Here is a 21,591-nt window from a genome sequence, read left to right on the forward strand (position 1 = left end):
GCCTCGGGGCGCAAGGCCTGCGCGGCGCCTCTTTCCCTCGCTTTCGTCTTCTTCGCGTTCCCTTTTTCTATGCAAACCCGTTGGCCGCCCTATGCGTGGGTGTGTTTTTCCATGTGCGTGGGTGTCATGGGCACGGCCCTGGCCAGCCCGCTGTACCCGCTGTACCAGCAGGCCTGGGGGCTGCAGCCCAGCCACATCACGCAGATCTTCGTGGCCTACATGTTCGGCGCACTGGCCAGCCTGCTGTTCCTGGGCCGGCTGACCGACCGCTTCGGCTTTGTCGCCGTGCTGCGCGCCGGGCTGATCCTGATGACGCTGGGCGTGCTGGCCTCCACCGTGGCCTGGAACGTGCCCAGCTTTGCGCTGGGCCGCGTGGTGATCGGCGTGGCTTCGGGGCTGATCACCACCTCGGCCTCGGTGGGCATGACCCGGCTCAACAACCGGGGCGACCTGCAGCGCGCCGCGGCCACGACCAGCCTGACCATTGCCTTCGGCTTCGGGCTGGGCCCCGTGGTGGGCGGGCTGATCGCGCAGTGGCTGCCCTGGCCGCTGGTCACGGCCTACATTCCGTCGCTGGGGCTGGGCCTGCTGGCCGTCTATGCGCTGTACCAGGTGCGCATCGCCGAGCCGGCGGAGCTGGCCTCCACCCAGGCACGCGCGCTGCACTGGCGTGATTTCATGCCCACCATCACCCTGCCCGAGCGCCGCTTTGCGCGCCACTACGCGCTGGGCGGCATGTGTGCGTTCTGCGCCTTCGGCATGTTCAGCCTGTTCGCATCGCTGGCGCCCAGCTTCATGCAGCGCATGGTGCCCTGGCATGGGCCGGCCGTTTCGGGCCTGTCCATCGGCGTGATCCTGTTCCTCTCGGCGGGCTTCCAGTACCTGGCGCGCCCGCGCCCGACCAAGGGCTCGGCCATTCTGGGCTTTGCCTGCCTGGTGGCCTGCAACCTCCTGCTGCTGGTCAACAGCTTTGCGGGCTCGGCCTTGCTGTTCGCGCTCAGCGTGATCGCCACGGCGGCGGGCCACGGCCTGTGCAACCTGGCGGGCATGTCCATCGTCAACAAGGTCTCGACACCGGCCACGCGCACGGGCCTGCTGTCCACGTACCTGGTGGTCGGCTACCTGGGCACCATCGTGCCCATCCTCGGCCTGGGCTGGCTCTCGGACCACATCGGCATCACCGAGGCCCTGGTCGCCTACTGCATCGTCATGGGCGCGCTGGCCGGCTGGCTGTGCTGGATGTGCACGCGCACGCCCACGCTGCCCATGCCCAAGCACTAGGGCCTGTTCGCGCCCACGCGCAGGCTGTTCAGCGAAAGTGCGGCCCCGGCCCGTCCTTGGCCAGGCAATCGCCGTCATTGCGCAGCGGGCAGACCTTGAGGGACAGGCAGCCGCAGCCAATGCAGCCGTCGATCTGGTCGCGCAGCTGGGTCAGCCCCTGGATGCGCGCATCCAGCGCATGGCGCCAGCGCGCGGACAGCGCGCTCCAGTCGGCCTGCGTGGGCGTGCGGCCGCTGGGCAGCTCCTGCAGCGCCTCGGCAATCTCGGCCAGCGGCACGCCCATGCGCTGGGCCACCCTGATGACGGCCACGCGCCGCAGCACGGCACGCGCATAGCGGCGCTGGTTGCCGGGCGTGCGCAGGCTCTCGATCAGCCCCTGGCGCTCGTAGAAATGCAGGGCCGAGACGGTGATGCCACTGCGCCGGGCCACTTCGCCCACGGAGAGGATGGCCGGCCCGTCATGGTCGGACGCGGTGACACCGGCAGAAGACAGATTCATGGCAGCAGAAAATAGGCGCAGGAAAAATAGGTCCAAGCAGGCCTGCATTTGACCTCAACTTTGGTTGAGGTTTCACACTGGCAAGCCTCACCGGTCCAGCCGGCGCACTTTCGGACTCCAGGCCCACCATGCAACACGACGCACTTCCAGCCGCCTCGGCACAGCCCGCCGCTTCCACGGCCCCGCAACTGCACCATCTGCAGCCCGCCGGCCTCTACGACGCCACGCCCAACGGCTACACCCATGTGGTCACCGTGCACGGGCCGGCGCAATGGGCCTTCGTCTCGGGCCAGGGCGGCGAGAACCAGGCGGGCGACTTGCCCGACAGCTTCGCGGCCCAGGCGCAGCAGGCCCTGTCCAACCTCAAGCTGGCGCTGCAGGCGGCGGGCGCGGACATGGGCCAGGTGGTCAAGCTGACCCTGCTCATCGTGGACCACTCGGAGGCCCGCTTCAACGACTGGCAGGCCGCCGTGCGCCTGCATTGGAGCGACGGTGCCCCCGGCGATGGCGCCCCCAGCAATACCCTGCCGCGCTTTCCGGCCTGCACCCTGATCCCCGTGCCCCGGCTGGCCCTGCCCGGCATGCTGATCGAGATCGATGCCGTGGCCGCACTGCCCGCCACCGCCCAGCCGGCGCGGCCGCCGCTGTGGGTCTGAGCCATCCGCTTGCCACCCATCAGCAGATACCACAGGCATTCGTCCGATGAACAGATCCTCCCCGGCCCCCGCCCTGCCCTCGCCGCCCATGCAGGCCACCGCCGCGCCCGTGCTGCCCCAGAGCACCCTGCTGCTCATGGCCACGGCCTGCGGCCTGTGCGCGGGCGCCAACTACTTCAACCAGCCGCTGCTGCACTCCATCGCCATGGACCTGGGCATCAGCGAGGCGCGTGCCTCGCTGACGGTGACCATGGCCCAGGTCTCCTATGCGCTGGGACTGCTGCTGCTCGTGCCCCTGGGCGACATGCTGGAACGCCGCCGCCTGGTGCTGGGCCTGATGCTGCTGGCCGCGCTGGGCATGCTGGCCAGCGGCATGGCGCACAGCTTTGCGCTGCTGGCGGCGGGCACGCTGATGACGGGGCTGTTCTCGGTCGCGGCCCAGGTGCTGGTGCCCATGGCGGCCAGCTTTGCGGCGCCCGGCGCCAGCGGGCGCGCCGTGGGCCTGGTCATGAGCGGGCTGCTGATCGGCATCCTGGCCTCGCGCAGCGTGGCCGGCGTGCTCTCGGACCTGGGCGGCTGGAATGCCGTGTACTGGGTCGGTGCCCTGGCCACGGCCGGCGTGGCCCTGCTGCTGCGGCGCGCGCTGCCGCTGGCGCAGCCGGCCCAGCGCATCGGCTATGGCGCGGTGATGCGCTCCCTGCTCACGCTGGCGCGCGAGCAGCCGCGCCTGCGCAGCCGGGCGCTGATCGGCGGCATGGGCTTTGCCACGGTGAGCGTGCTGTTCTCCACCATGGCGCTGCTGCTGGCCGGGCCGGGCTACGGGTTCGGCGATGCGCAGATCGGCCTCATCGGCCTGGTCGGCGTGGCCGGCGCCCTCATGGCCAACATGGCCGGCCGGCTGGCCGACCGGGGGCTGGAGCAGCGCACCACGCTGGCCGGCGGCCTGCTCATGCTGGCGGGCTGGGGGGCGCTGTGGCTGGGCGGCACCAGCCTGTGGTGGTTCCTGGCGGGGCTGCTCATCGTCGATGCTGCGCTGCAGGCCCTGCACATCAGCAACCAGAACGTGATCTACGCGCTGGCGCCTTCGGCGCGATCGCGCATCAATGCGGTCTACATGACGGGGTACTTCATCGGCGCCTCGCTGGGCTCGGCCGTGGGCTCGACGGTGTGGCTGCACTGGGGATGGACGGGTGCCAGCGTTGCAGGCCTGGCCCTGAGCCTGTGCACGCTGGCCGTGGTCGCCTGGGACAGAAGCCTGGCGCGCCAGGCCAAGGCACGGGCGTAGGGCATCGCACCAACCTGCGGCACGGCGGCGCAGGAATGCACCGCAAGCGTGCCACATTCCGCGCTGCGCATGGCAGCGCACGCACCAATCCGATGCGCCAGCGCACCAGCAGGGCGCAGCCACCACTGCACCGGATTGGCACGCTAAATGCATGACGGAAGGCCGTTACCACCCACACGCCCTGTACCGTCCGCCCCCCATGTCCGCAGCGCTACCGATCACCGCCGTGCCCACGTCCGCCTCGGGCTGGCAGGCCATGCTGGAGCTGCGCTTCGGGCACCGTGCCGGCCAGGGCAGCGTGCTTTCCCACGCACGCCACAGCGGCCCGCTGCGCGTGCAAAAACCGCTGCACCCCGAAGGCCCCGGCATCTGCCATGCCGTGCTGCTGCACCCGCCCGGCGGCGTGGCCGGCGGCGACCAGTTGCAGATCGATGTGACCGTGGAGCCCGGCGCCCACGCCCTGCTGACCACGCCAGGCGCCACGCGCTGGTACAAGTCCCAGGGCCGCCCGGCCGCGCAGCGCGTGCGGCTGCGCGTGGAAGAAGGCGCCATCCTGGAATGGCTGCCGCAGGAAAACATGCTGTTCGCCGGTGCCGACGCCACCATGGCGCTGGACCTGGAGCTTGCCCCGGGTGCGCGCGCCATCGGCTGGGACGCCACGGTGCTGGGCCGCTATGGCGCAGGCGAGCACTGGAACCATGCCGACGCACCGCCTGCGCGGCTGCAGCTTCACAACCGGCTGACCCATGCGGGCCTGCCACTGTGGCTGGAACAGGGCGAGCTGCACTGCGGCCATGCCCTGCTGTCCAGCCCGGTTGCCTGGGCAGGCTTGCCCATACAGGCCAGCCTCTGGGCCGTGGCACCGGAACCCCTGGCTTCCATGGAGCCATTGAGCGAGCAACTGGCCGCCAGCCTGCCCTGGAGCGACGAAGTGCGCGCCGGCGCCAGCCTGCTGGCCGGCCAGGGCGGCGCGCCCTCGGTGCTGCTGCTGCGCGTGCTGGCGCGGCGCATGGAGGCGGCACGGGCCGTGCTGCATGAAGGCTGGCGCCTGCTGCGCCCCGCACTGCTGGACATGCCTGCCCGCCCTCCCCGCCTCTGGGCCACCTGATCAACGGAGACTCATCCATGGAACTCACCCCGCGTGAAAAAGACAAGCTGCTGCTGTTCACCGCAGCCCTGGTGGCCGAGCGGCGCAAGGCGCGCGGCCTGAAGCTCAGCTACCCCGAGGCCGTGGCGCTGATCAGCGCTGCCGTGCTGGAGTGGGCGCGCGACGGCAGGACCGTGGCCGAGCTCATGCACCTGGGCACCACGGTGCTGACGCGCGCCGATGTGATGGAGGGCATCCCAGAAATGATCCCGGACATCCAGGTCGAAGCCACTTTCCCGGACGGCACCAAGCTGGTCACCGTTCATCACCCGATCGTTTGAGGAGATCCGCCATGTTCCATCCCCGCCTTCTGCTCGCCCCGGCCCTGCTGGCCGCCGCCACGGCTGCCAGCGCCCATACGGGGGCCGGCGCCCACCTGCATGCCGGCGACGGCGCCATGCAGGCCCTGATGGCCGGGCTGTCCCATCCCATTGCGGGCCTGGACCATCTGCTGGCCATGCTGGCGCTGGGCCTGTGGTGCGGGCTGATGCTCCAGCGCCAGTGGCTGCCGCCCGTGGCCTTTGCCGCATGCATGGCGCTGGGCCTGGCGCTGACGCAGACCCCGCTGGAGCTGCCGGCCGTCGAGCCCATGGTGGCTGCCTCGCTGCTGGCCTTCGGCCTGCTGCTGGTGGCCCAGCGCCGCCTGCCCGTGGCCCTGGCCATGGTGCTGGCCGGCGCCTTCGCGCTGTTCCACGGATACGCGCATGGCGAGGTCTTCCCCCACGCGCTGCCCGCAGCCGTGTTCTGGGCCTACATGGCGGGCATGGTCGCCACCACGCTGGTGCTGCATGCGCTGGGCGTGGCCTTTGGCCGGGCCATGCGCGGCGGCACGGCATCGGCCTGGGCCGCACGCCTGGCCGGCGTGGCCGCCATGGGCTATGGCGCAGCAGCCCTGGCAGGCTGAGCGCGGGAGCCGCACATGACCGAGCGCATCACCCCCGGCGAACTGCTGGCCGAGCCCGGCGAGATCCTCCTGAACGCAGGCCGGCCCGTGCAGACCCTCACGGTCACCAACACCGGCGACCGGCCCGTGCAGGTGGGCTCGCACTTTCATTTCTTCGAGGTCAACGAGGCCCTGCACTTCGACCGCGCCGCCGCACGCGGCTGGCGGCTGAACATCGCGGCCGGCACGGCCGTGCGCTTCGAGCCCGGGCAGGAGCGCACCGTGGAACTCGTGGAAATCTCCGGCGACCGCATCATCTTCGGCTTCAACGCCAAGGTGATGGGCAGGCTTTGAAGTACCCCCTGAGCGGCTACGCCGCTTCCCCCTCTCTCGCTTCGCGGGAGGGGGACGACACCCTCGGTGCGGGGCGGCCCTTCCTCGGTGTCCCCGGGGTGGACCACGCCGGTTTTAAGTACAACGAGCAACGCATAGCGTCGTAGACAACAGAAAGGGAATGCTATGGCAAGCATCACGCGTAAGGCCTATGCCGAGATGTTCGGCCCCACCGTGGGCGACCGCCTGCGGCTGGCCGACACGGCCCTGGTCATCGAGATCGAGAAGGACCACACGATCTACGGCGAAGAGGTCAAGTTCGGCGGCGGCAAGGTCATCCGCGACGGCATGGGCCAGAGCCAGCGCATGGCCGCCGACTGCGCCGACACCGTCATCACCAATGCCGTGATCATCGACCACTGGGGCATCGTCAAGGCCGACATCGCCATCAAGAACGGGCTGATCGCAGGCATAGGCAAGGCCGGCAACCCGGACATGCAGCCGGGCGTGACCATCGTCATCGGCCCCGGCACGGAAATCATTGCGGGCGAGGGCATGATCGTCACGGCCGGCGGCATCGACACGCACATCCACTTCATCTGCCCGCAGCAGATCGACGAGGCGCTGACCAGCGGCGTGACCACCATGATCGGCGGCGGCACGGGCCCGGCCACGGGCACCTTCGCCACCACGGTCACGCCCGGCCCCTGGCACATGGAGCGCATGCTGCAGGCCGTGGACGGCTACCCCATGAACATCGGCCTGCTGGGCAAGGGCAACGCCAGCCAGGCCGCGCCGCTGCGCGAGCAGATCGCGGCAGGCGCCATCGGCCTGAAGCTGCACGAGGACTGGGGATCGACGCCCGCCGCCATCGACTGCTGCCTGGGCGTGGCCGACGAGACCGACACCCAGGTCGCCATCCACACCGACACGCTCAACGAGGGCGGCTTCGTCGAGGCCACGGTGGCCGCCTTCAAGGGCCGCACCATCCACACCTACCACACCGAAGGCGCGGGCGGCGGCCACGCGCCCGACATCATCAAGGTCTGCGGCGAGGCCAACGTGCTGCCCTCGTCCACCAACCCCACGCGGCCCTACACGGTGAACACGCTGGACGAGCACCTGGACATGCTCATGGTCTGCCACCACCTGGATGCCTCGATTGCCGAGGACATCGCCTTCGCCGAAAGCCGCATCCGCCGCGAGACCATCGCCGCCGAGGACGTGCTGCACGACCTGGGCGCCTTCTCCATGATCTCCAGCGACAGCCAGGCCATGGGCCGCGTGGGCGAGGTCGTGCTGCGCACCTGGCAGACCGCGCACAAGATGAAGGTCCAGCGCGGCAGCCTGCCGGGCGACAACGCGCGCCACGACAACTTCCGCGTCAAGCGCTACGTGGCCAAGTACACCATCAACCCCGCACGCACGCATGGCATCGCCCATGTCGTGGGCTCGGTCGAGGTCGGCAAGCTGGCAGACCTGGTGCTGTGGCGGCCTGCGTTCTTCGGCGTCAAGCCCAGCCTCATCCTCAAGGGCGGCAGCATCGCCAGCGCCGCCATGGGCGACCCCAACGCCAGCATCCCCACGCCCCAGCCCGTGCACTACCGCCCCATGTTCGCGGGCCAGGGCAGCGGCGTGGCGGCGGCCAGCCTCACCTTCGTCTCGCAGGCCGCCCAGCAGGCCGGCGTGGCCGACCGCTACGGTCTGCGCAAGCGCACCGTGGCCGTGGAAAACTGCCGCAGCGTCAGCAAGCGCGACATGGTGCACAACGACTGGCAGCCCGACATCAGCGTCGATCCCGAGACCTACCAGGTCGTGGCCGACGGCCAGCTGCTGACCTGCGAGCCCGCCACCGAGCTGCCGATGGCGCAGCGGTATTTTCTTTTTTAAGGGGGAGCAATGGGGTCAGCGGGGCAAGGGCGCACTGTGCTCACGTATCCAGAGGGCGAACCCGGCCTCGTCCAGTTCGCCTGCGGCCAAGGCCACCATGGTCAGCACACAGGACTCGTCACCCGCCGTCAATTCCCAGCCATTGAGATGGAGAAACAGCTCGGTCGCCACAAAGGCTGTGCGTTTATTGCCATCCGCAAAGGGATGGTTGCGCGCGATGCCAAAGCCATAGCTGGCTGCCAGCTCGGCCGCATCAGGCGCCCCATAAGCGGCCAGATGGCGTGGCCTGGCCAGGGCGGATGCCAGCAACCCGGCATCACGCACGCCCGCCGGGCCACCATGCTCGGTCAGTTGCTCTTCGTGAACAGCCAGCATGACGGCCTCGCTGAGCCAGACCCAAACCTGCATGTTCCCGGTCATTTCGCCAGCTCACGCAAAACACCACGCCGCTTTTTCATGATCAGGCGCGCTGCATCCATCTGCTGCCCGAAGTCCTCGTCATACGGAGAAAGCTTGATGCCACCGTCGGCAACCTCGGTCAGATACACCGTGTCGCCTTTGCCCAGGTTCAGCTTCGCCAGAATCTCCTTGGGCAGGATCAAGCCCACGGAATTGCCGACCTGGGTGAGTTTGAGAGTGGTCATGATGGAATCTCCAGGGAAGTCATTGACTTCGCAATGTTATAACGAACGTTAATACGAAACAATTCATGCTCACCGTCAACAAACACATGCCCCAGGGCGGCGGCCTTGCCGCCGTGCTGGTCAGGCGCGCCGCCACGCTGGAACTGGACTGGGACATGCGCCAGAAGAGCCGCTTTGCGGCCATCGATTCCACGGGGCGCGAGCTGGCCGTGGTGCTGGCGCGCGGCAGCGTGCTGCGCGGCGGCGATGTGCTGGTGGCCGAGGATGGCAGCCTGGTCGCCGTGCGCGCCGCGCCCCAGGCGGTGTTGCGCGTGACGGCGGCTACGCCGCTGGGCCTGCTGCGTGCGGCCTACCACCTGGGCAACCGGCATATCCCGGTGGAGGTCACGCCCACGCACCTGCACCTGGAACACGACCCCGTGCTGCACGACATGCTGCTGCGCCTGGGCGCGCAGGTGGCCCTGGTGGATGCGCCCTTCGAGCCCGAGGCCGGCGCCTATGGCGGCGGCCACCGCCACGGCCATGACGCCAGCTTTGCCGAAGACCAGGCGCTGGCGCAGAGCGTGTATGCGCTGCATGACCATGGGCACGCACACGGCCATTCACACGATCATTCCCACGGGCATGAACATGGCCACGAACACAGCCATGACCATGACCATGATCACAAAGGCTGCTGCGGACACGGGCACGGCCACGACCATCCGCATGGCTGACCTGTCGATACAGGGGCTGTGCGCCCTGCTGCACCTGGCATCGCCCCAGCTGCCCGTGGGCGGCTTCAGCTATTCGCAGGGGCTGGAGGCCGCCATCGAGCACGGCCTGGTCACTGACGCCGGCACGGCGCGCACCTGGATTTCCGATGCGCTGGTCCACGGCTTTGCACGCTGCGAGGCGCCGCTGTGGCTGCTGCTGCGCCGGGCCTGGAGCGAAGGCGACGAAGGGGCAGTGCACGAATGGAACCAATGGTTCATTGCCAGCCGCGACAGCCGCGAGGCCCGTGCCGAGACGCTGCAGATGGGCTGGTCGCTGCACAGCCTGCTGCGCTCCGTGCCCTGGGGCGGCGAGGCCTTTGCGCCCCGCATCGCACAACTGGGCGCGCTGGTGGACAACCCTGGCCTGGCCTATCCCACGGCCTTTGCCTGCGCCTGCGCCGCCGTGGATGCCGACGAGGACCATGCCCTGCTGGCCTATGGCTTTGCCTGGCTGGAGAACCAGGTGGCCGCCGCCATCAAGGCCGTGCCGCTGGGCCAGGTGGCGGGCCAGAGCCTGCTGCTGGCCCTGCATCCGCTGCTGGAGCAGGCCGTGGGCGAGGCACGCCGCCGCGCCAGCGAGGCGTCGCCCCGGCTGGACACCATGCTGCCCCAATGGAGCGTGCTGCAGGCGCGGCACGAACACCAGTACTCCCGGCTCTTCCGGTCCTGATCACTCACCCCAAGTCCACCATGAACACCCGCACCAAGAAACTCCCCCCGCTGCGCGTCGGCATCGGCGGCCCGGTCGGCTCCGGCAAGACCACGCTGCTGGAGATGCTGTGCAAGGCCATGCGCGCCCACTACGACCTGGTGGTCATCACCAACGACATCTACACCAAGGAAGACCAGCGCCTGCTGACGGTGGCCGAGGCCCTGCCGCCCGAGCGCATCATGGGCGTGGAGACCGGCGGCTGCCCGCACACGGCCATCCGCGAGGACGCCTCCATCAACCTCGAGGCCGTGGACCGCATGCTGCGCCAGTTCCCCGAGGCGGACATCGTCTTCATCGAAAGCGGCGGCGACAACCTGGCCGCCACCTTCAGCCCCGAGCTGTCGGACCTGACCATCTACGTGATCGACGTGGCCGGCGGCGAGAAGATTCCGCGCAAGGGCGGCCCCGGCATCACCAAGAGCGATCTGCTGGTGGTCAACAAGACCGACCTGGCGCCCTACGTGGGCGCCAACCTGTCCATCATGGAAGCCGACACGCAGCGCATGCGCGCCCACAAGCCCTATGTGATGGGCAGCGTGAAAAGCGGCAAGGGCCTGCGCGAGGTGATCGACTTCATCACCGAGCGCGGCCTGCTACCGCCCATGCCCGCTCAGGCCTGAAGTCGGCCGCGCACGGCCTTCAGCGCTGCGGCGTGCCGCTGGTGGCCTTGGCCTTGGGCAGGGTGGCCGCGCTGCTGGAAGACACCAGCGGGTGGCCGGTGGAGGTGGCCGCGCCATCGGTCTGGCGCCAGGCCGAGGGTTTGGGCGCCACCATGGGCTGGGGCGCGGCGGCAGGCGCCCGGCTGCGGTTCCAGGCCGGCAGCAGCACGCGGCGCACAAAGCCCATGTCCAGCGCCAGCCACAGCAGCACCGGGCACAGCGTGGGCACCATCAGCCCGCCCATCTGGTAGGCGTAGACGATGGCCTCCAGCTGCCATGTCTGTATGCCCAGCACGTTGAGGTCGAGCCGCGCCGCAAGGCACAGCTGCATCAGCACCTGCGAGACCACGCTGAAGGTCTGCAAGGGCAGCAGCGCCACATACCCCACCAGGATGCGCCACCACCGGCCCGGCCCCCAGGCCGCCAGCAGCATGGCCACCAGCACCGGCAGGCCGTAGCCGTAGCGGGCGGGATCGACCTCGACGATGGCCTCGGCGCGGCGCCAGCCGGTCTGCTCGTTGGAGACCTGGACCGAGGAATTGACGACCAGGTTGCGGGGCGTCTCCAGGTCCACGCGCTGCACCCAGCCGTTGGCGGCGTTCTCCAGCACCCACTTGCTCATGCCGGACACCGGCACGGCCAGCCAGCCAGCCGCCAGCGTCCAGGCCAGGGTCAGCACCACGATGCCGCCCATGGCCAGGGCCGCGAAGCGCGAGATGGGATTGCGTCCGATCATGGCCTGCTCCTCAGGCGGCCACGGCGGCAGAGGCAGCCGTGGCAGGCGGCAGCGGCGGCTGGCCGCCGTCATCGTGCGACGGCGCCTTGCGGCCGCTCCAGCGCACCCACAGCAGCCAGAACACCAGCACGTCCAGCATGATCAGCGCCTGCCAGAGGTACTCATGCGCGAAGTTGAAGGCCGTGGTGCTCCACTGGCCCAGGTAGAACAGGCTGATGACGCGCAGCACGTTGATGGCCTGCACGGCCACGAAGCCGGCCAGCAGGCCCACCAGCTTCTGGCGCCATGACGAGGGGAAGGCCATCACGGCGGCAAACAGCACGATGTAGGCCTCCAGGCCGTTGCAGCCGGCCTCGATGGAGACGCCGAAGCCCGTGGCCGTGTTCCACAGCACCTTGCCCGTGGCCGAGGCCGTGCTGTCGAACCAGGTCACCAGCGAGGCGCAGATGTGCGCCAGGAAGGCCGTCCAGGGCAGCACGATGTGCTGCTGCACCCAACTGAGCAGGTTCAGCCCGAACATCGTCAGCTGGATGGCCAGAAAGATCAGAAAGAAACGCAGCATGGCAGGTCTTGGAGTGTTGGTTGCCGGGCTTGCGACCTGGCGGTTGCGAAACAGTGTCCCTCTATAGGCTCGCATTATCTTCGGACCGCTCAAAGACGACAAAGGCCGGTGCGTGAATCACGCCACCGGCCCTTGTCGTCACGGGCGCATCACCGACGCTCGCGCCTGCGCATGGTCCCCAGCGCCATCAGCGCCAGCAGGGACGACATCAGCATCAGGCCCCACTGCGACAGCGTGGGAATGCTGGCCGTGCCGCCCGGCCCCGGCTTGAGCGGCGTGGTGGTCGTGCTCTTGTCGTTGTCGGGATTGCCGTCACCGGGCACCGAGACCGTTGCCGAGTTGACCAGCGGGCGGGCGCCCTTGTAGGGCTTGTCCAGCTTGGTCTCCAGCGTGAAGACGGCCGTGCCGCCCTGGGCCAGCTGCGGCACGCTGCAGGTCACGGTGCGCGTGCCGCTGGCATAGCTGCAGCCTGCCGAGGCCGAGACGAACTCCAGCCCGGCGGGCAACACGTCGGTCACCGAGCCGCCCGCGGGCGACTGCGGATCGCGGCCGTAGTTGGTGACGGTCAGCGTGTAGCTGGCCGTGTCGCCATCGTCCAGCGGGCCGGCGGGGCCCTGCTTGCCGATCCCCAGGTCCACGGCATTGCCCTGGCGGCTGGTGGAGGTCCGGTCGGTGGTGGTGTTGTTGACGATCACATCGCCGCCATTGCTCAGCCATTCCGTCTCGAAGGGCTTGACCGAGGCCTCGTGGTAGATGGTGCCGCCCGATGCCTTGTCGGGCAGGGTCTGTGCACGCATCTTGAACTTGATGGTCATGCTCTGGCCCGGCGCCAGCGAGGGGATGGTGCACTGCAGAGGCCCGCTGGTCGCGTTCAGCGCCGGCTGCACGCCGCACCAGGATGCGGAGGCGCCGGGAATGCCGGCCAGCGCCAGGCCGTTCTGGTAGCTGAAGGTGGCCGTGGAGCCCGATGCGGGGAACTTGTCGGTCACGACCACCTGGGTGGCGTAGGAGGGGCCGGAGTTGGTCACCGTGATGGTGTATTCGGTGTCCTCACCCAGCACCAGGCCGTCCGCCGTGTGGCGCATGCTGATGTTCACATCCAGCTCGGCACGCTTGAGCCGGGCCTTGGCCTCGGCCTGGTTGTTGGCCTTGGTCAGTTCCTCGGTGGCGGTGTCCACGGCGACCGTGTTGAGGATCTCCGTGTCAGCCGCCAGATCGCCGCGCGAGCGCATCTTGTAGGTCACGGTGTACTGCGCGCCTGTGGGCAGCGGATTGGCCCAGGCGCACTCCAGCGTTCCGCCCTGCACGCCATCGGTGGCAGCCGGAGTGCAGGTGCCGCCGCCGGAGACCGTGGGCGTGCCGATGAAGATGGCGTCTGCAGGCAGCACGTCCTTGAGCGTGACATTGGCGGCCGACGAGGGGCCGTAGTTGGGCACCGTGACCGTATAGGTCAGCGGCTCGCCCGCAGCCGCCACCTTGGGCGAGACCTGCTTTTGCGCTGCGATTTCCGCGATGGCCTGCACGGTGATGCTGGCCGTCGAGGAATCGTTGCCGGGATCGGCGTCATGGATGTCCAGAGACTGGGCCGAGGCCGCGTTGGCATAGGTGCCGGTGGTGGCGCGCTTGGGGCGGATCTTGACCTCGATCACCACCTCGGCCTCCGGGGCCATGGAGGTGATGTCGCAGGTCAGATCGCGCGTCTCGCTGTTGACGCCGCCCGAAGGAGTGCCGCAGCTGGCGTTGGCGCCGGAGACGATGCGGCTGGAGACAAAGCCGCCGCCCGGGTAGGTGTACGGCACGGGATTGCCGGCCTCGTCCACCGGGTTGCCGCCCACGATGCGCACGCCGTCGGTCTGCTTGACCAGGGACTGCAGCGCGTCGCGCACGCGGACATTCGTCACCGTCGTGCTGGCCGAGTGGTTCTTCACCACCAGCTGGTAGGTGACCTCCTCACCGCTCTTGATGGCAGCCGGCGGCACGGGGCTGACCACGCTCTTGACGATGCCCACATCCACCTTGTCGGCAGACACGGTGACGGTCGCGGAGGTGGTGGCCGATGCATTGTCCCGGCCGATCACGCCAGCGGAGGCGTTATTGGTGAAGTCCAGATGGCCCGAAGCCAGCGTGACCTTGGCCCTGACCGTGATCTGGCGGCTGGCGCCCACGGCCAGGCCCGCGGTCGAGGTGCAGCTCTGGGTGGCGCAGGTCCAGTCACCCGCGCCGGTGCCCGCACCGGACATGCTGACGATGGCCATGCGGCCGTCTGCGGGGTTGTCGGTCACAGTGATCTGCTGATTCGGCAGCACAGGCATGGGACCGTTGTTGGTCACCGTGATCGTGTACTGGAACTCCTGACCCGCCAGCACCGGGCGGCTGGGGCCGGCCTTGACGAGGCGCAGCCGCGCATCGTTGCTGAAGCTCACCGCCGCGCTATCGGTGTTGTTGGTCTTGTTGGGCTCGTTGAGTTCGGGTGGAACCCCGATCACGCCCTGATTGACCAGTTGCGCACCCGGCGTTCCACCCGCAGCCACGCTGGCCTTGAAGCGGATGGCCTGCATGTTGGCGTAGCCCGCCACCGGGTACTCGCCCGCATGGGTGCAGGTGACGGTGCCGCTGTTGTGGCCGCAGAGCCAGGGCGCCGTGCTGCCGTCGAAGCCCGTGAAGGTCACGCCGGCCGGCAGGGTGTCGGTGACGGTGAGATCGCGCGGCACGAGGGAGCCGCCTTCGCGGCGCGGCTGCAGCGTATAGGTGACCTCGGTCGCCTGCAGCGCATCCAGCACCGTGGGCGCCACCTGCTTGCGCAGCGAGACATCCACGAACTCGCTGCCGCTGGAGACCACGGCGGCGCTGGCGGTGTTGTTGCCGGACTGGCCGTCCGGCATCTCCGTGCTGGCGTCCTTGTAGCCCTTGACGCTGGCAGCGCCGGCAATGGTGCCGCTCATGTTGGCGATGGCCGGCACGGTGATGGCTGGCAGCACGGCGCCTGGCAGCACCGGGCCGCCGCGCGTGCAGTTGAGCTCGCCCGAGATCAGCGGATAGCCCGAGGCCGGCGTGCAGCTCCAGCCGCTGCCTGAGGGCACGCCCGTGACCACGGCGCCGTTGGGCACGGGGAAACGCACCACGGTACGGCCACCGGCGGGGACCTCGGACGGGCCCTTGTTCTGCACGTCGATGACGTACTGGAAGGCGCCGCCGTTGGCGACGCTGGCGGGAGCCGCCATCGCGATGGCCAGATCGGCGGCCTCGGTGGTGGTGAAGTTGCGGTCCAGCTGCGTGTTGTTCTGGTCGTTGTCGTAGTCGGGCGAGGCCATGCGCGCGCTGGCCACGGCGCGCCAGTTGGTGCCGACGGTCGGCAGGATGACCTCGAAGCCCACGGACTTGAAGCCATCGGCGGGCGCCAGGTTGCCGATGTTGCAGACCAGCGTGTTGTTGCCTGCGGTGAGCACCGTGCCGGCAGCCGGTGCCGTGCAGGTGATGCCGCCCGGGCTGCTGCTGTAGCCCTGGAACACGGCGCCCACGGGCAGCACCTCGGTCAGGGTGACGCCTACGGCGTCGGGACCGATGTTGTTGTGCCTGACCTTGGCCACATAGGTGAAGGTGCCGCCGGCAGGCCCTGCCGATGCGTCCTGTCCGTCATAGAGACCATCCTGGTTGACCAGGATGTCGGTATCGGCCGGCGCCGCCACGGCAGCCGCTGTTGCCAGCAAGCCGCCGGACAGCAGCGCACGCGCCAGCCAGCCCTTTCTCGTGAAAGCCATACAAACCTCTCTTTTGCTTCGTTGACAGCGCCGAATGCCGCAGGCACGGACGCACGGGGTGCCCGGCTGGAACAGCTCTGTCAAAAAGCCGACAACCGGACGCACCAAAGGGAGGCATGATGGTTCTTTATTACCAAAAGTAAATATGATATGGAATTTTTGACAAAAGTGAGTATTTAGAAGAATTTGTGAGTTTTTCGTGAGTCCACCGACGACTACCGGTTTTCCTCACGGATTGCAGACGTGAAAAAGCCGGTGGCAGCTTGGCTGGCACCGGCTTGGAAGGCTTGTCTGCCGCGCGCTGGCACGACAGTGAGCAGGCACTGAGGCCTATGGAATGCGCCTGGGCGATCCTTGTGAGGAACTCACGCGAGAAGAGCGTTCACGCGCTTGACGTAGGCGGCCGGGTCCTCGGGCATGCCGCCTTCGGCCAGCACGGCCTGGTCGAACAGGATGTTGGCCAGGTCATGGAAATGCACCGATCCGTCCAGCTTCTTGACCAGCGGATGCTCGGGGTTGACCTCCAGCACGGGGCGGGCGTCCGGCGCCTGCTGGCCGGCCTGCTTGAGCAGGCGCGCCAGCTGCAGGCTCATGCCGCCGTCCTGCACCACCAGGCAGGCCGGCGAGTCGACCAGGCGCGTGGACACGCGCACGTCCTCGGCCTTGTCCTTGAGCGCCTCCTTGAGCTTGGCCAGCAGGGGCTTGAAGGCTTCGGCCGCTTCCTCGGCGGCCTTCTTTTCCTCTTCGTCCTGCAGCTTGCCCAGGTCCACGGCGCCCTTGGCCACGGACTGCAGCGGTGTGCCGTCGAAGTCGGTCAGGTAGCCCATGGCCCATTCGTCCACGCGGTCGGCCATCAGCAGCACTTCGATGCCCTTCTTGCGGAAGACTTCGAGCTGCGGGCTGTTGCGCGCTGCCGTCAGGGAGTCGGCCGTGATGTAGTAGATCGCGTCCTGGCCTTCCTTCATGCGGGCCTTGTAGTCGGCCAGCGAGACCATGGCGTCTTCCTGGCTGGTGGAGGCAAAGCGCAGCAGCTTGGCGATGCGTTCCTTGTTGGCGAAGTCCTCGCCCAGGCCTTCCTTGAGCACGGCGCCGAACTCGACGTAGAACTGGCTGTACTTGCCTTCCTTGGCCTTGTCCTCTTCGCTGACCACGTCGGTGACGCCGTCCGTGCCTTCGCCGGCCTCGTGGCGATCGTGCTTGGCCAGGTCTTCCAGCATGGACAGCACGCGCTTGGTGGAGCCGTCGCGGATCAGGCGCACGTCGCGGCTTTCCTGCAGCAGCTCGCGGCTGACGTTCAGCGGCAGGTCGGCCGAGTCGATCACGCCCTTGACAAAGCGCAGGTAGCCGGGCATCAGCGCCTCGGCGTCATCCATGATGAAGACGCGCTTGACGTAGAGCTTGACGCCGGCCTTCTTGTCGCGGTTGTAGAGATCGAACGGTGCCTTGGCCGGAATGAACAGCAGCTGCGTGTACTCGGTGTTGCCCTCCACGCGGTTGTGGCTCCAGGTCAGCGGGTTCTCGAAGTCGTGGCTGATGGCCTTGTAGAAGTCCTGGTACTGCTCGGCCGTGATGTCCTTCTTGGGACGCGTCCACAGCGCGCTGGCCTTGTTGATGGTCTCCCACTCGCCGGTCTTGACCATGGCGCCGGGCTGGTCGTTCTCGCCGTCCTTCCATTCCTCCTTCTCCATGAGGATGGGCAGGCTGATGTGGTCGGAGTACTTGCCGATGACCTGCTTGATCTTCCAGGCATTGAGGAACTCCTCGGCCTCGGGGCGCAGGTGCAGCGTGATGCTGGTGCCGCGCTGGGGGCGCTCGATCTGCTCGACCTCGAACTCGCCCGTGCCGCCGCTGGTCCAGCGCACGCCTTCGGAGGCCGGCAGGCCCGCGCGGCGTGTCTCCACGGTGATCTTGTCGGCCACGATGTAGCCCGAGTAAAAGCCCACGCCGAACTGGCCGATCAGCTGCGAGTCCGACTTCTGGTCGCCCGACAGCTTTTCCATGAAGGCCTTGGTGCCGCTCTTGGCGATGGTGCCCAGGTTGTCGATGGCTTCCTGCTCGCTCATGCCGATGCCGGTGTCGGCAATGGTCAGCGTCTTGGCGGCGGCGTCGAAGGACACGCGCACTTCCAGGTTGGGCTGGTCTTCATACAGCGCGGCATTGTTCAGCGCCTCGAAGCGCAGCTTGTCGCAGGCGTCCGATGCGTTGGAGACCAGCTCGCGCAGGAAGATCTCGGGGTTGGAATACAGCGAATGCGTGACCAGGTGCAGCAGCTGTGCAACTTCGGCCTGAAAAGAATGGGTTTGCTTGCTCATGCAGACAGTGTCCTATGTCCTATGGGTTCACAACAGGGAAAAAATCAGCCCTCATCTCGGGTCGGCGGATGCAATTTCAAGAGCCCGCCGCCCCTGTGGCAACGCAGGCTCTGGACGATTGTTCACTTTCTTGCCCTCTCGGCAGGCCAGGCGCAGCGCTATAACTGCGCCACTTTCCGCCATTCGGCGGGCAGTGCGCGCAGGGCCCGGGCGCAGCGGCGGGCCTGTTTCAGGAGATTTCCCATGCACAGCTCTGTTCAAAAATGGTCCGCAGAATTCCTCGGAACCCTGTGGCTGACCCTGGGCGGCTGCGGTGCGGCCGTGCTGGCCGCCGCCTTCCCGCAGGTGGGCATCGGCCTGGTCGGCGTCTCGCTGGCCTTCGGCCTGACGGTGGTCACCGGCGCCTATGCCTTCGGTCCCATCTCGGGCGGGCACTTCAACCCTGCCGTCTCCGTGGGCCTGGCCATGGGCGGGCGCTTTGCCTGGAGCGAGCTGCCGGGCTACGTCGTGTCCCAGGTGCTGGGCGCCATCACGGGCGCAGGCATTCTCTACGTGATCGCCACGGGCAAGGCCGGTGCCGACATCGGCGGCTTTGCCACCAACGGCTTCGGCACGCATTCGCCGGGCGGCTACGGCATGACGGCTGCCCTGGTCACCGAGGTGGTAATGACGGCCTTCTTCATCCTGGTCATCCTGGGCGCCACGGCCAAGCGCGCGGCAGCCGGCTTTGGCGGGCTGGCCATCGGCCTGTGCCTGACGCTGATCCACCTGATCTCGATTCCCGTGACCAACACCTCGGTCAATCCCGCGCGCAGCACGGGCCCGGCCCTGTTCGGTCCCGAGATCGCCGTCTCGCAACTGTGGCTGTTCTGGGTGGCCCCCATCGTGGGCGCGCTGATCGGCGCCGTGATCTACAAGGCCCTGCTGTCCAATCCGGCCGACGAGTAAGGCCAGGCACGGGCGCAGCAGGCGCCCCGCAGCAAACCCCGGCGGCTGGCGACAGCCGCTTTTTTTCGTCCGGCAGCAGCCGCGTTTTCATTGGACCTTTGGTGAAACACGGTTTTCGTTTGTTGCATGGCGGCAACGCGAAGGACTTTTACCCAGGGCAAACAGGCCAACTTTACGAAGCAGAAACCGAACACTAGTGATTCGCAATAACAATCCGCGGGCTTTCATCGGAGTGAACATGAGCAAAATCCAACAAATCCTCCCCCCCGCGAACCTCACCCAGCTGGCCCTTGCCGCTGCCCTGTGCCTTGCTGGCACCCCGGCCTTTGCGCAGGCCAGCACCACGCTGGGCACCGTGAACGTGACGTCTTCGACCGAAGCGCCCGTGAAGACCGACAACGCCTCCTCGGCCAAGTTCACGGCCCCGCTGGTGGACACGCCCAAGACGGTGCAGGTCATCAACGAGGAAATCATCAAGCAGACCGGCGCGACCAGCCTGCAGGAAGCCCTGCGGTCCACGCCCGGCATCACCTTCGGCAACGGCGAAGGCGGCAACCCCTCGGGTGACCAGCCCTTCATCCGCGGCATGGATGCCCAGGCCAGCACCTTCGTGGACGGCATGCGCGACATTGCGGCCGGTACGCGCGAAGTGTTCAACCTGGAATCGGTGGAGGTCATCAAGGGTGCCGATTCGGCCTATGCCGGCCGCGGCGGCGCTGGCGGCTCCATCAACCTGGTGACCAAGAAGGCCAGGAACGAGAACTTCATCAGCGGCGACGTGGGCCTGGGCACGGACAGCTACCGGCGCGCCACCATCGACGCCAACCGCGTGCTGGGCGAAGGCGTGGGCCTGCGCCTGAACGCCATGGTGCACGACGCCGACGTTCCCGGCCGCAGCGGCCCCGAGAACAAGCGCTGGGGCATCGCCCCCACGGTGACCTTCGGCATGGGCACGCCCACCGAGGTCTCGCTGTCCTGGCAGCACCTGCAGACCGACAACATTCCCGATGGCGGCGTGCCCTACCTGTACACCAGCACGGCGGCCGCCGGCCTGCCCGGCGGCAGCGTGGTGCGTCCCACCTACGGCAGCAACCGCGACAACTGGTACGGCCTGACCAGCCGCGACTACGAGAAGGAAAAGAGCGACCTGTTCACGGCCACCGTCGAGCACAAGTTCACCGACACGAACAAGTTCCGCAACAGCCTGCGCTACAGCAAGACCGAACAGGACTACCTGTGGACCCAGCCCGACGACAGCAAGGGCAATGTCGTCAATGGCTATGTGTTCCGCCGTGGCAATGCACGCGTGGCCGACATCAAGACGCTGCAGAACCTGTCGGAATTCACGGGCAAGGCACAGACCGGCAGCGTGGGCCACAGCTACGCCTTCGGCCTGGAGCTGTCCAAGGAAAAGGCCGAGTCCCGCACCGCCGCGCTGCAGACCACCAACACCACCTGCACGGCCGCCAGCCTGTGGTGCGCCTCGCTGAACAACCCGGACAGCAGCCCGCTGTGGAACCTGCCCGTGACCCTGGGCGACCCCAGCCACAACAAGATCGACACCGTGGCGCTGTACGGTTTCGACACGCTCAAGTTCAACGACCGGTGGCTGCTCAACGCCGGCCTGCGCCTGGACCACTACAAGCTCAGCGCCTCCGGCCCCGCCGGCCGCAACACGCCGGCCTATGACCTGAGCCGTTCGGACACGCTTTTCAACTACCAGCTGGGCCTGGTCTACAAGCCGGCCACCAACGGCAGCATCTACGCCAGCCTCGGCACCTCCTCGCGCCCCGGCGGCTCCATGCTGGGCAACGGCAACGAGGACCTGGGCATCTCCACCGACCAGCTGGCCAACCTGGCGCCCGAGAAGACCCGCTCGCTCGAGCTGGGCACCAAGTGGGACCTGATGGAAAAGCGCCTGGCGCTGACCGCCGCGCTGTTCCGCAACGACGTGACCAATGCGCGCATCACCGAAAACGGCGTCACCTACATGGGCGGCAACAAGGTGGTCAACGGCGTGGAGCTGGGCTTCACGGGCAGCGTGCTGCCGGGCCTGAGCGTCTTCGGCGGCTACACCTACATGGACAGCGAGCAGAAGAACGCAGGCGCAGGCAACGTGGCCAACGGCCAGCCCTTCCCCAACACGCCCAAGCACAGCTTCAGCCTGTGGACCAGCTACAAGCCCATGGCCAAGCTGACCGTGGGCCTGGGCATCTATGCCCAGAGCAGCGTGAACCAGAGCTACATCCGCTCCACCGTGGATGGCGGCATCGTCACCAAGGGCGCCAGCGGCTATGCGCGCTACGACGCCATGGTGGCCTACCAGATCGACCGCAACCTGACCGTGCAGCTGAACCTGTACAACCTGGGCGACAAGGTCTACTACAGCGGCGTGCGTTCGCCCCACTACGCGACCATGGCCGCAGGCCGCTCGGCCGTGGCCTCGCTCAAGTGGACGTACTGATCTGCTGATCGCCCCGGGCGAACGCGCAGCGGCTTGACGCTGCGCAGATCACCGCAAAGCCCCGCAG

Annotated in this window: 20 protein-coding genes; 13 read left to right on the forward strand and 7 right to left on the reverse strand. The window is 67.9% G+C overall.

Annotated features, from left to right (window positions below; translation table 11 throughout):
* The first annotated feature begins 69 nt into the window (after window positions 1–69).
* Entirely contained in the window at window positions 70–1,281 is a 1,212-nt protein-coding gene (locus tag G4D77_RS12905) for an MFS transporter (RefSeq protein WP_431604981.1), read from the forward strand.
* A 28-nt stretch (window positions 1,282–1,309) separates the two neighbouring features.
* Here the strand turns inward: G4D77_RS12905 and soxR are convergent, their stop codons facing one another.
* Complete coding sequence (gene soxR / locus G4D77_RS12910) at window positions 1,310–1,780, reverse strand: redox-sensitive transcriptional activator SoxR (RefSeq protein WP_034400108.1); 471 nt, start codon at window positions 1,778–1,780, stop codon at window positions 1,310–1,312.
* Between the two features lie 128 nt (window positions 1,781–1,908).
* Here soxR and G4D77_RS12915 point away from each other — a divergent pair, with 128 nt between their 5' ends.
* The 7 genes from G4D77_RS12915 (at window position 1,909) to ureC (ending at window position 7,974) form a co-directional block, all read left to right on the forward strand.
* Window positions 1,909–2,436, forward strand: a complete 528-nt coding sequence (locus tag G4D77_RS12915; protein WP_154835871.1) for a RidA family protein — start codon at window positions 1,909–1,911, stop codon at window positions 2,434–2,436.
* 46 nt (window positions 2,437–2,482) lie between these two features.
* Entirely contained in the window at window positions 2,483–3,721 is a 1,239-nt protein-coding gene (locus G4D77_RS12920; protein ID WP_154835873.1) for an MFS transporter, read from the forward strand.
* A 199-nt stretch (window positions 3,722–3,920) separates the two neighbouring features.
* Entirely contained in the window at window positions 3,921–4,829 is a 909-nt protein-coding gene (locus tag G4D77_RS12925) for an urease accessory protein UreD (protein WP_070080685.1), read from the forward strand.
* Between the two features lie 17 nt (window positions 4,830–4,846).
* Window positions 4,847–5,149: an urease subunit gamma gene (locus tag G4D77_RS12930; protein WP_154835875.1), complete on the forward strand. Its 303-nt coding sequence runs from the start codon at window positions 4,847–4,849 to the stop codon at window positions 5,147–5,149.
* 11 nt (window positions 5,150–5,160) lie between these two features.
* Window positions 5,161–5,772 (forward strand): HupE/UreJ family protein, encoded by a 612-nt coding sequence (locus G4D77_RS12935; protein ID WP_154835877.1) that lies wholly within the window; start codon window positions 5,161–5,163, stop codon window positions 5,770–5,772.
* 27 nt (window positions 5,773–5,799) lie between these two features.
* Entirely contained in the window at window positions 5,800–6,105 is a 306-nt protein-coding gene (locus tag G4D77_RS12940) for an urease subunit beta (protein ID WP_193726252.1), read from the forward strand.
* Window positions 6,106–6,270: 165 nt separating this feature from the next.
* On the forward strand, window positions 6,271–7,974 hold the full coding sequence (gene ureC, locus G4D77_RS12945) for an urease subunit alpha (protein ID WP_154835881.1): 1,704 nt from the start codon (window positions 6,271–6,273) through the stop codon (window positions 7,972–7,974).
* A gap of 15 nt (window positions 7,975–7,989) precedes the next feature.
* Here ureC and G4D77_RS12950 read toward each other — a convergent pair whose 3' ends face one another.
* Complete coding sequence (locus tag G4D77_RS12950) at window positions 7,990–8,394, reverse strand: type II toxin-antitoxin system death-on-curing family toxin (protein WP_034366858.1); 405 nt, start codon at window positions 8,392–8,394, stop codon at window positions 7,990–7,992.
* A complete protein-coding gene (locus G4D77_RS12955; RefSeq protein WP_016446570.1) occupies window positions 8,391–8,618 on the reverse strand; it encodes an AbrB/MazE/SpoVT family DNA-binding domain-containing protein in 228 nt (75 codons plus the stop codon). Before G4D77_RS12955 ends, G4D77_RS12950 begins: the two co-directional genes overlap by 4 nt.
* Before the next feature lie 65 nt (window positions 8,619–8,683).
* Here G4D77_RS12955 and ureE point away from each other — a divergent pair, with 65 nt between their 5' ends.
* Genes ureE through ureG form a run of 3 tightly spaced genes read left to right on the forward strand, consistent with a single transcriptional unit; the run spans window position 8,684 to window position 10,705 of the window.
* Window positions 8,684–9,334 (forward strand): urease accessory protein UreE, encoded by a 651-nt coding sequence (gene ureE, locus G4D77_RS12960; protein ID WP_154835884.1) that lies wholly within the window; start codon window positions 8,684–8,686, stop codon window positions 9,332–9,334.
* The gene (locus tag G4D77_RS12965) at window positions 9,327–10,043 is read left to right on the forward strand and encodes an urease accessory protein UreF (protein ID WP_154836431.1); all 717 of its coding nucleotides are present in this window, start codon (window positions 9,327–9,329) and stop codon (window positions 10,041–10,043) included. Before ureE ends, G4D77_RS12965 begins: the two co-directional genes overlap by 8 nt.
* Before the next feature lie 20 nt (window positions 10,044–10,063).
* Window positions 10,064–10,705, forward strand: coding sequence for an urease accessory protein UreG (gene ureG, locus G4D77_RS12970; RefSeq protein ID WP_016446573.1), 642 nt, complete (start codon window positions 10,064–10,066; stop codon window positions 10,703–10,705).
* A 19-nt stretch (window positions 10,706–10,724) separates the two neighbouring features.
* Here the strand turns inward: ureG and G4D77_RS12975 are convergent, their stop codons facing one another.
* The 4 genes from G4D77_RS12975 to htpG all read right to left on the reverse strand — a co-directional run bounded on the left by G4D77_RS12975 (window position 10,725) and on the right by htpG (window position 18,112).
* The gene (locus G4D77_RS12975) at window positions 10,725–11,480 is read right to left on the reverse strand and encodes an exosortase H-associated membrane protein (protein ID WP_012203109.1); all 756 of its coding nucleotides are present in this window, start codon (window positions 11,478–11,480) and stop codon (window positions 10,725–10,727) included.
* A gap of 10 nt (window positions 11,481–11,490) precedes the next feature.
* Window positions 11,491–12,042, reverse strand: a complete 552-nt coding sequence (gene xrtH / locus G4D77_RS12980) for an exosortase H (RefSeq protein ID WP_017407194.1) — start codon at window positions 12,040–12,042, stop codon at window positions 11,491–11,493.
* Window positions 12,043–12,191: 149 nt separating this feature from the next.
* Window positions 12,192–15,800, reverse strand: coding sequence for an IPTL-CTERM sorting domain-containing protein (locus G4D77_RS12985; protein ID WP_154835888.1), 3,609 nt, complete (start codon window positions 15,798–15,800; stop codon window positions 12,192–12,194).
* A gap of 365 nt (window positions 15,801–16,165) precedes the next feature.
* A complete protein-coding gene (htpG, locus tag G4D77_RS12990) occupies window positions 16,166–18,112 on the reverse strand; it encodes a molecular chaperone HtpG (protein ID WP_213757967.1) in 1,947 nt (648 codons plus the stop codon).
* 243 nt (window positions 18,113–18,355) lie between these two features.
* On the opposite strand from htpG, the gene aqpZ reads away from it, so the two are divergent.
* Together aqpZ and G4D77_RS13000 are read left to right on the forward strand one after the other, a co-directional pair.
* Window positions 18,356–19,060 carry an aquaporin Z gene (aqpZ, locus tag G4D77_RS12995; RefSeq protein WP_016446578.1) on the forward strand — a complete coding sequence of 235 codons (705 nt, stop codon included), beginning with the start codon at window positions 18,356–18,358 and terminating at the stop codon, window positions 19,058–19,060.
* A 238-nt stretch (window positions 19,061–19,298) separates the two neighbouring features.
* On the forward strand, window positions 19,299–21,524 hold the full coding sequence (locus G4D77_RS13000) for a TonB-dependent receptor (protein ID WP_154835890.1): 2,226 nt from the start codon (window positions 19,299–19,301) through the stop codon (window positions 21,522–21,524).
* Window positions 21,525–21,591 lie beyond the last annotated feature (67 nt).

Source organism: Delftia sp. WY8 (assembly GCF_018437695.1).
Lineage (GTDB): Bacteria > Pseudomonadota > Gammaproteobacteria > Burkholderiales > Burkholderiaceae_C > Comamonas > Comamonas tsuruhatensis.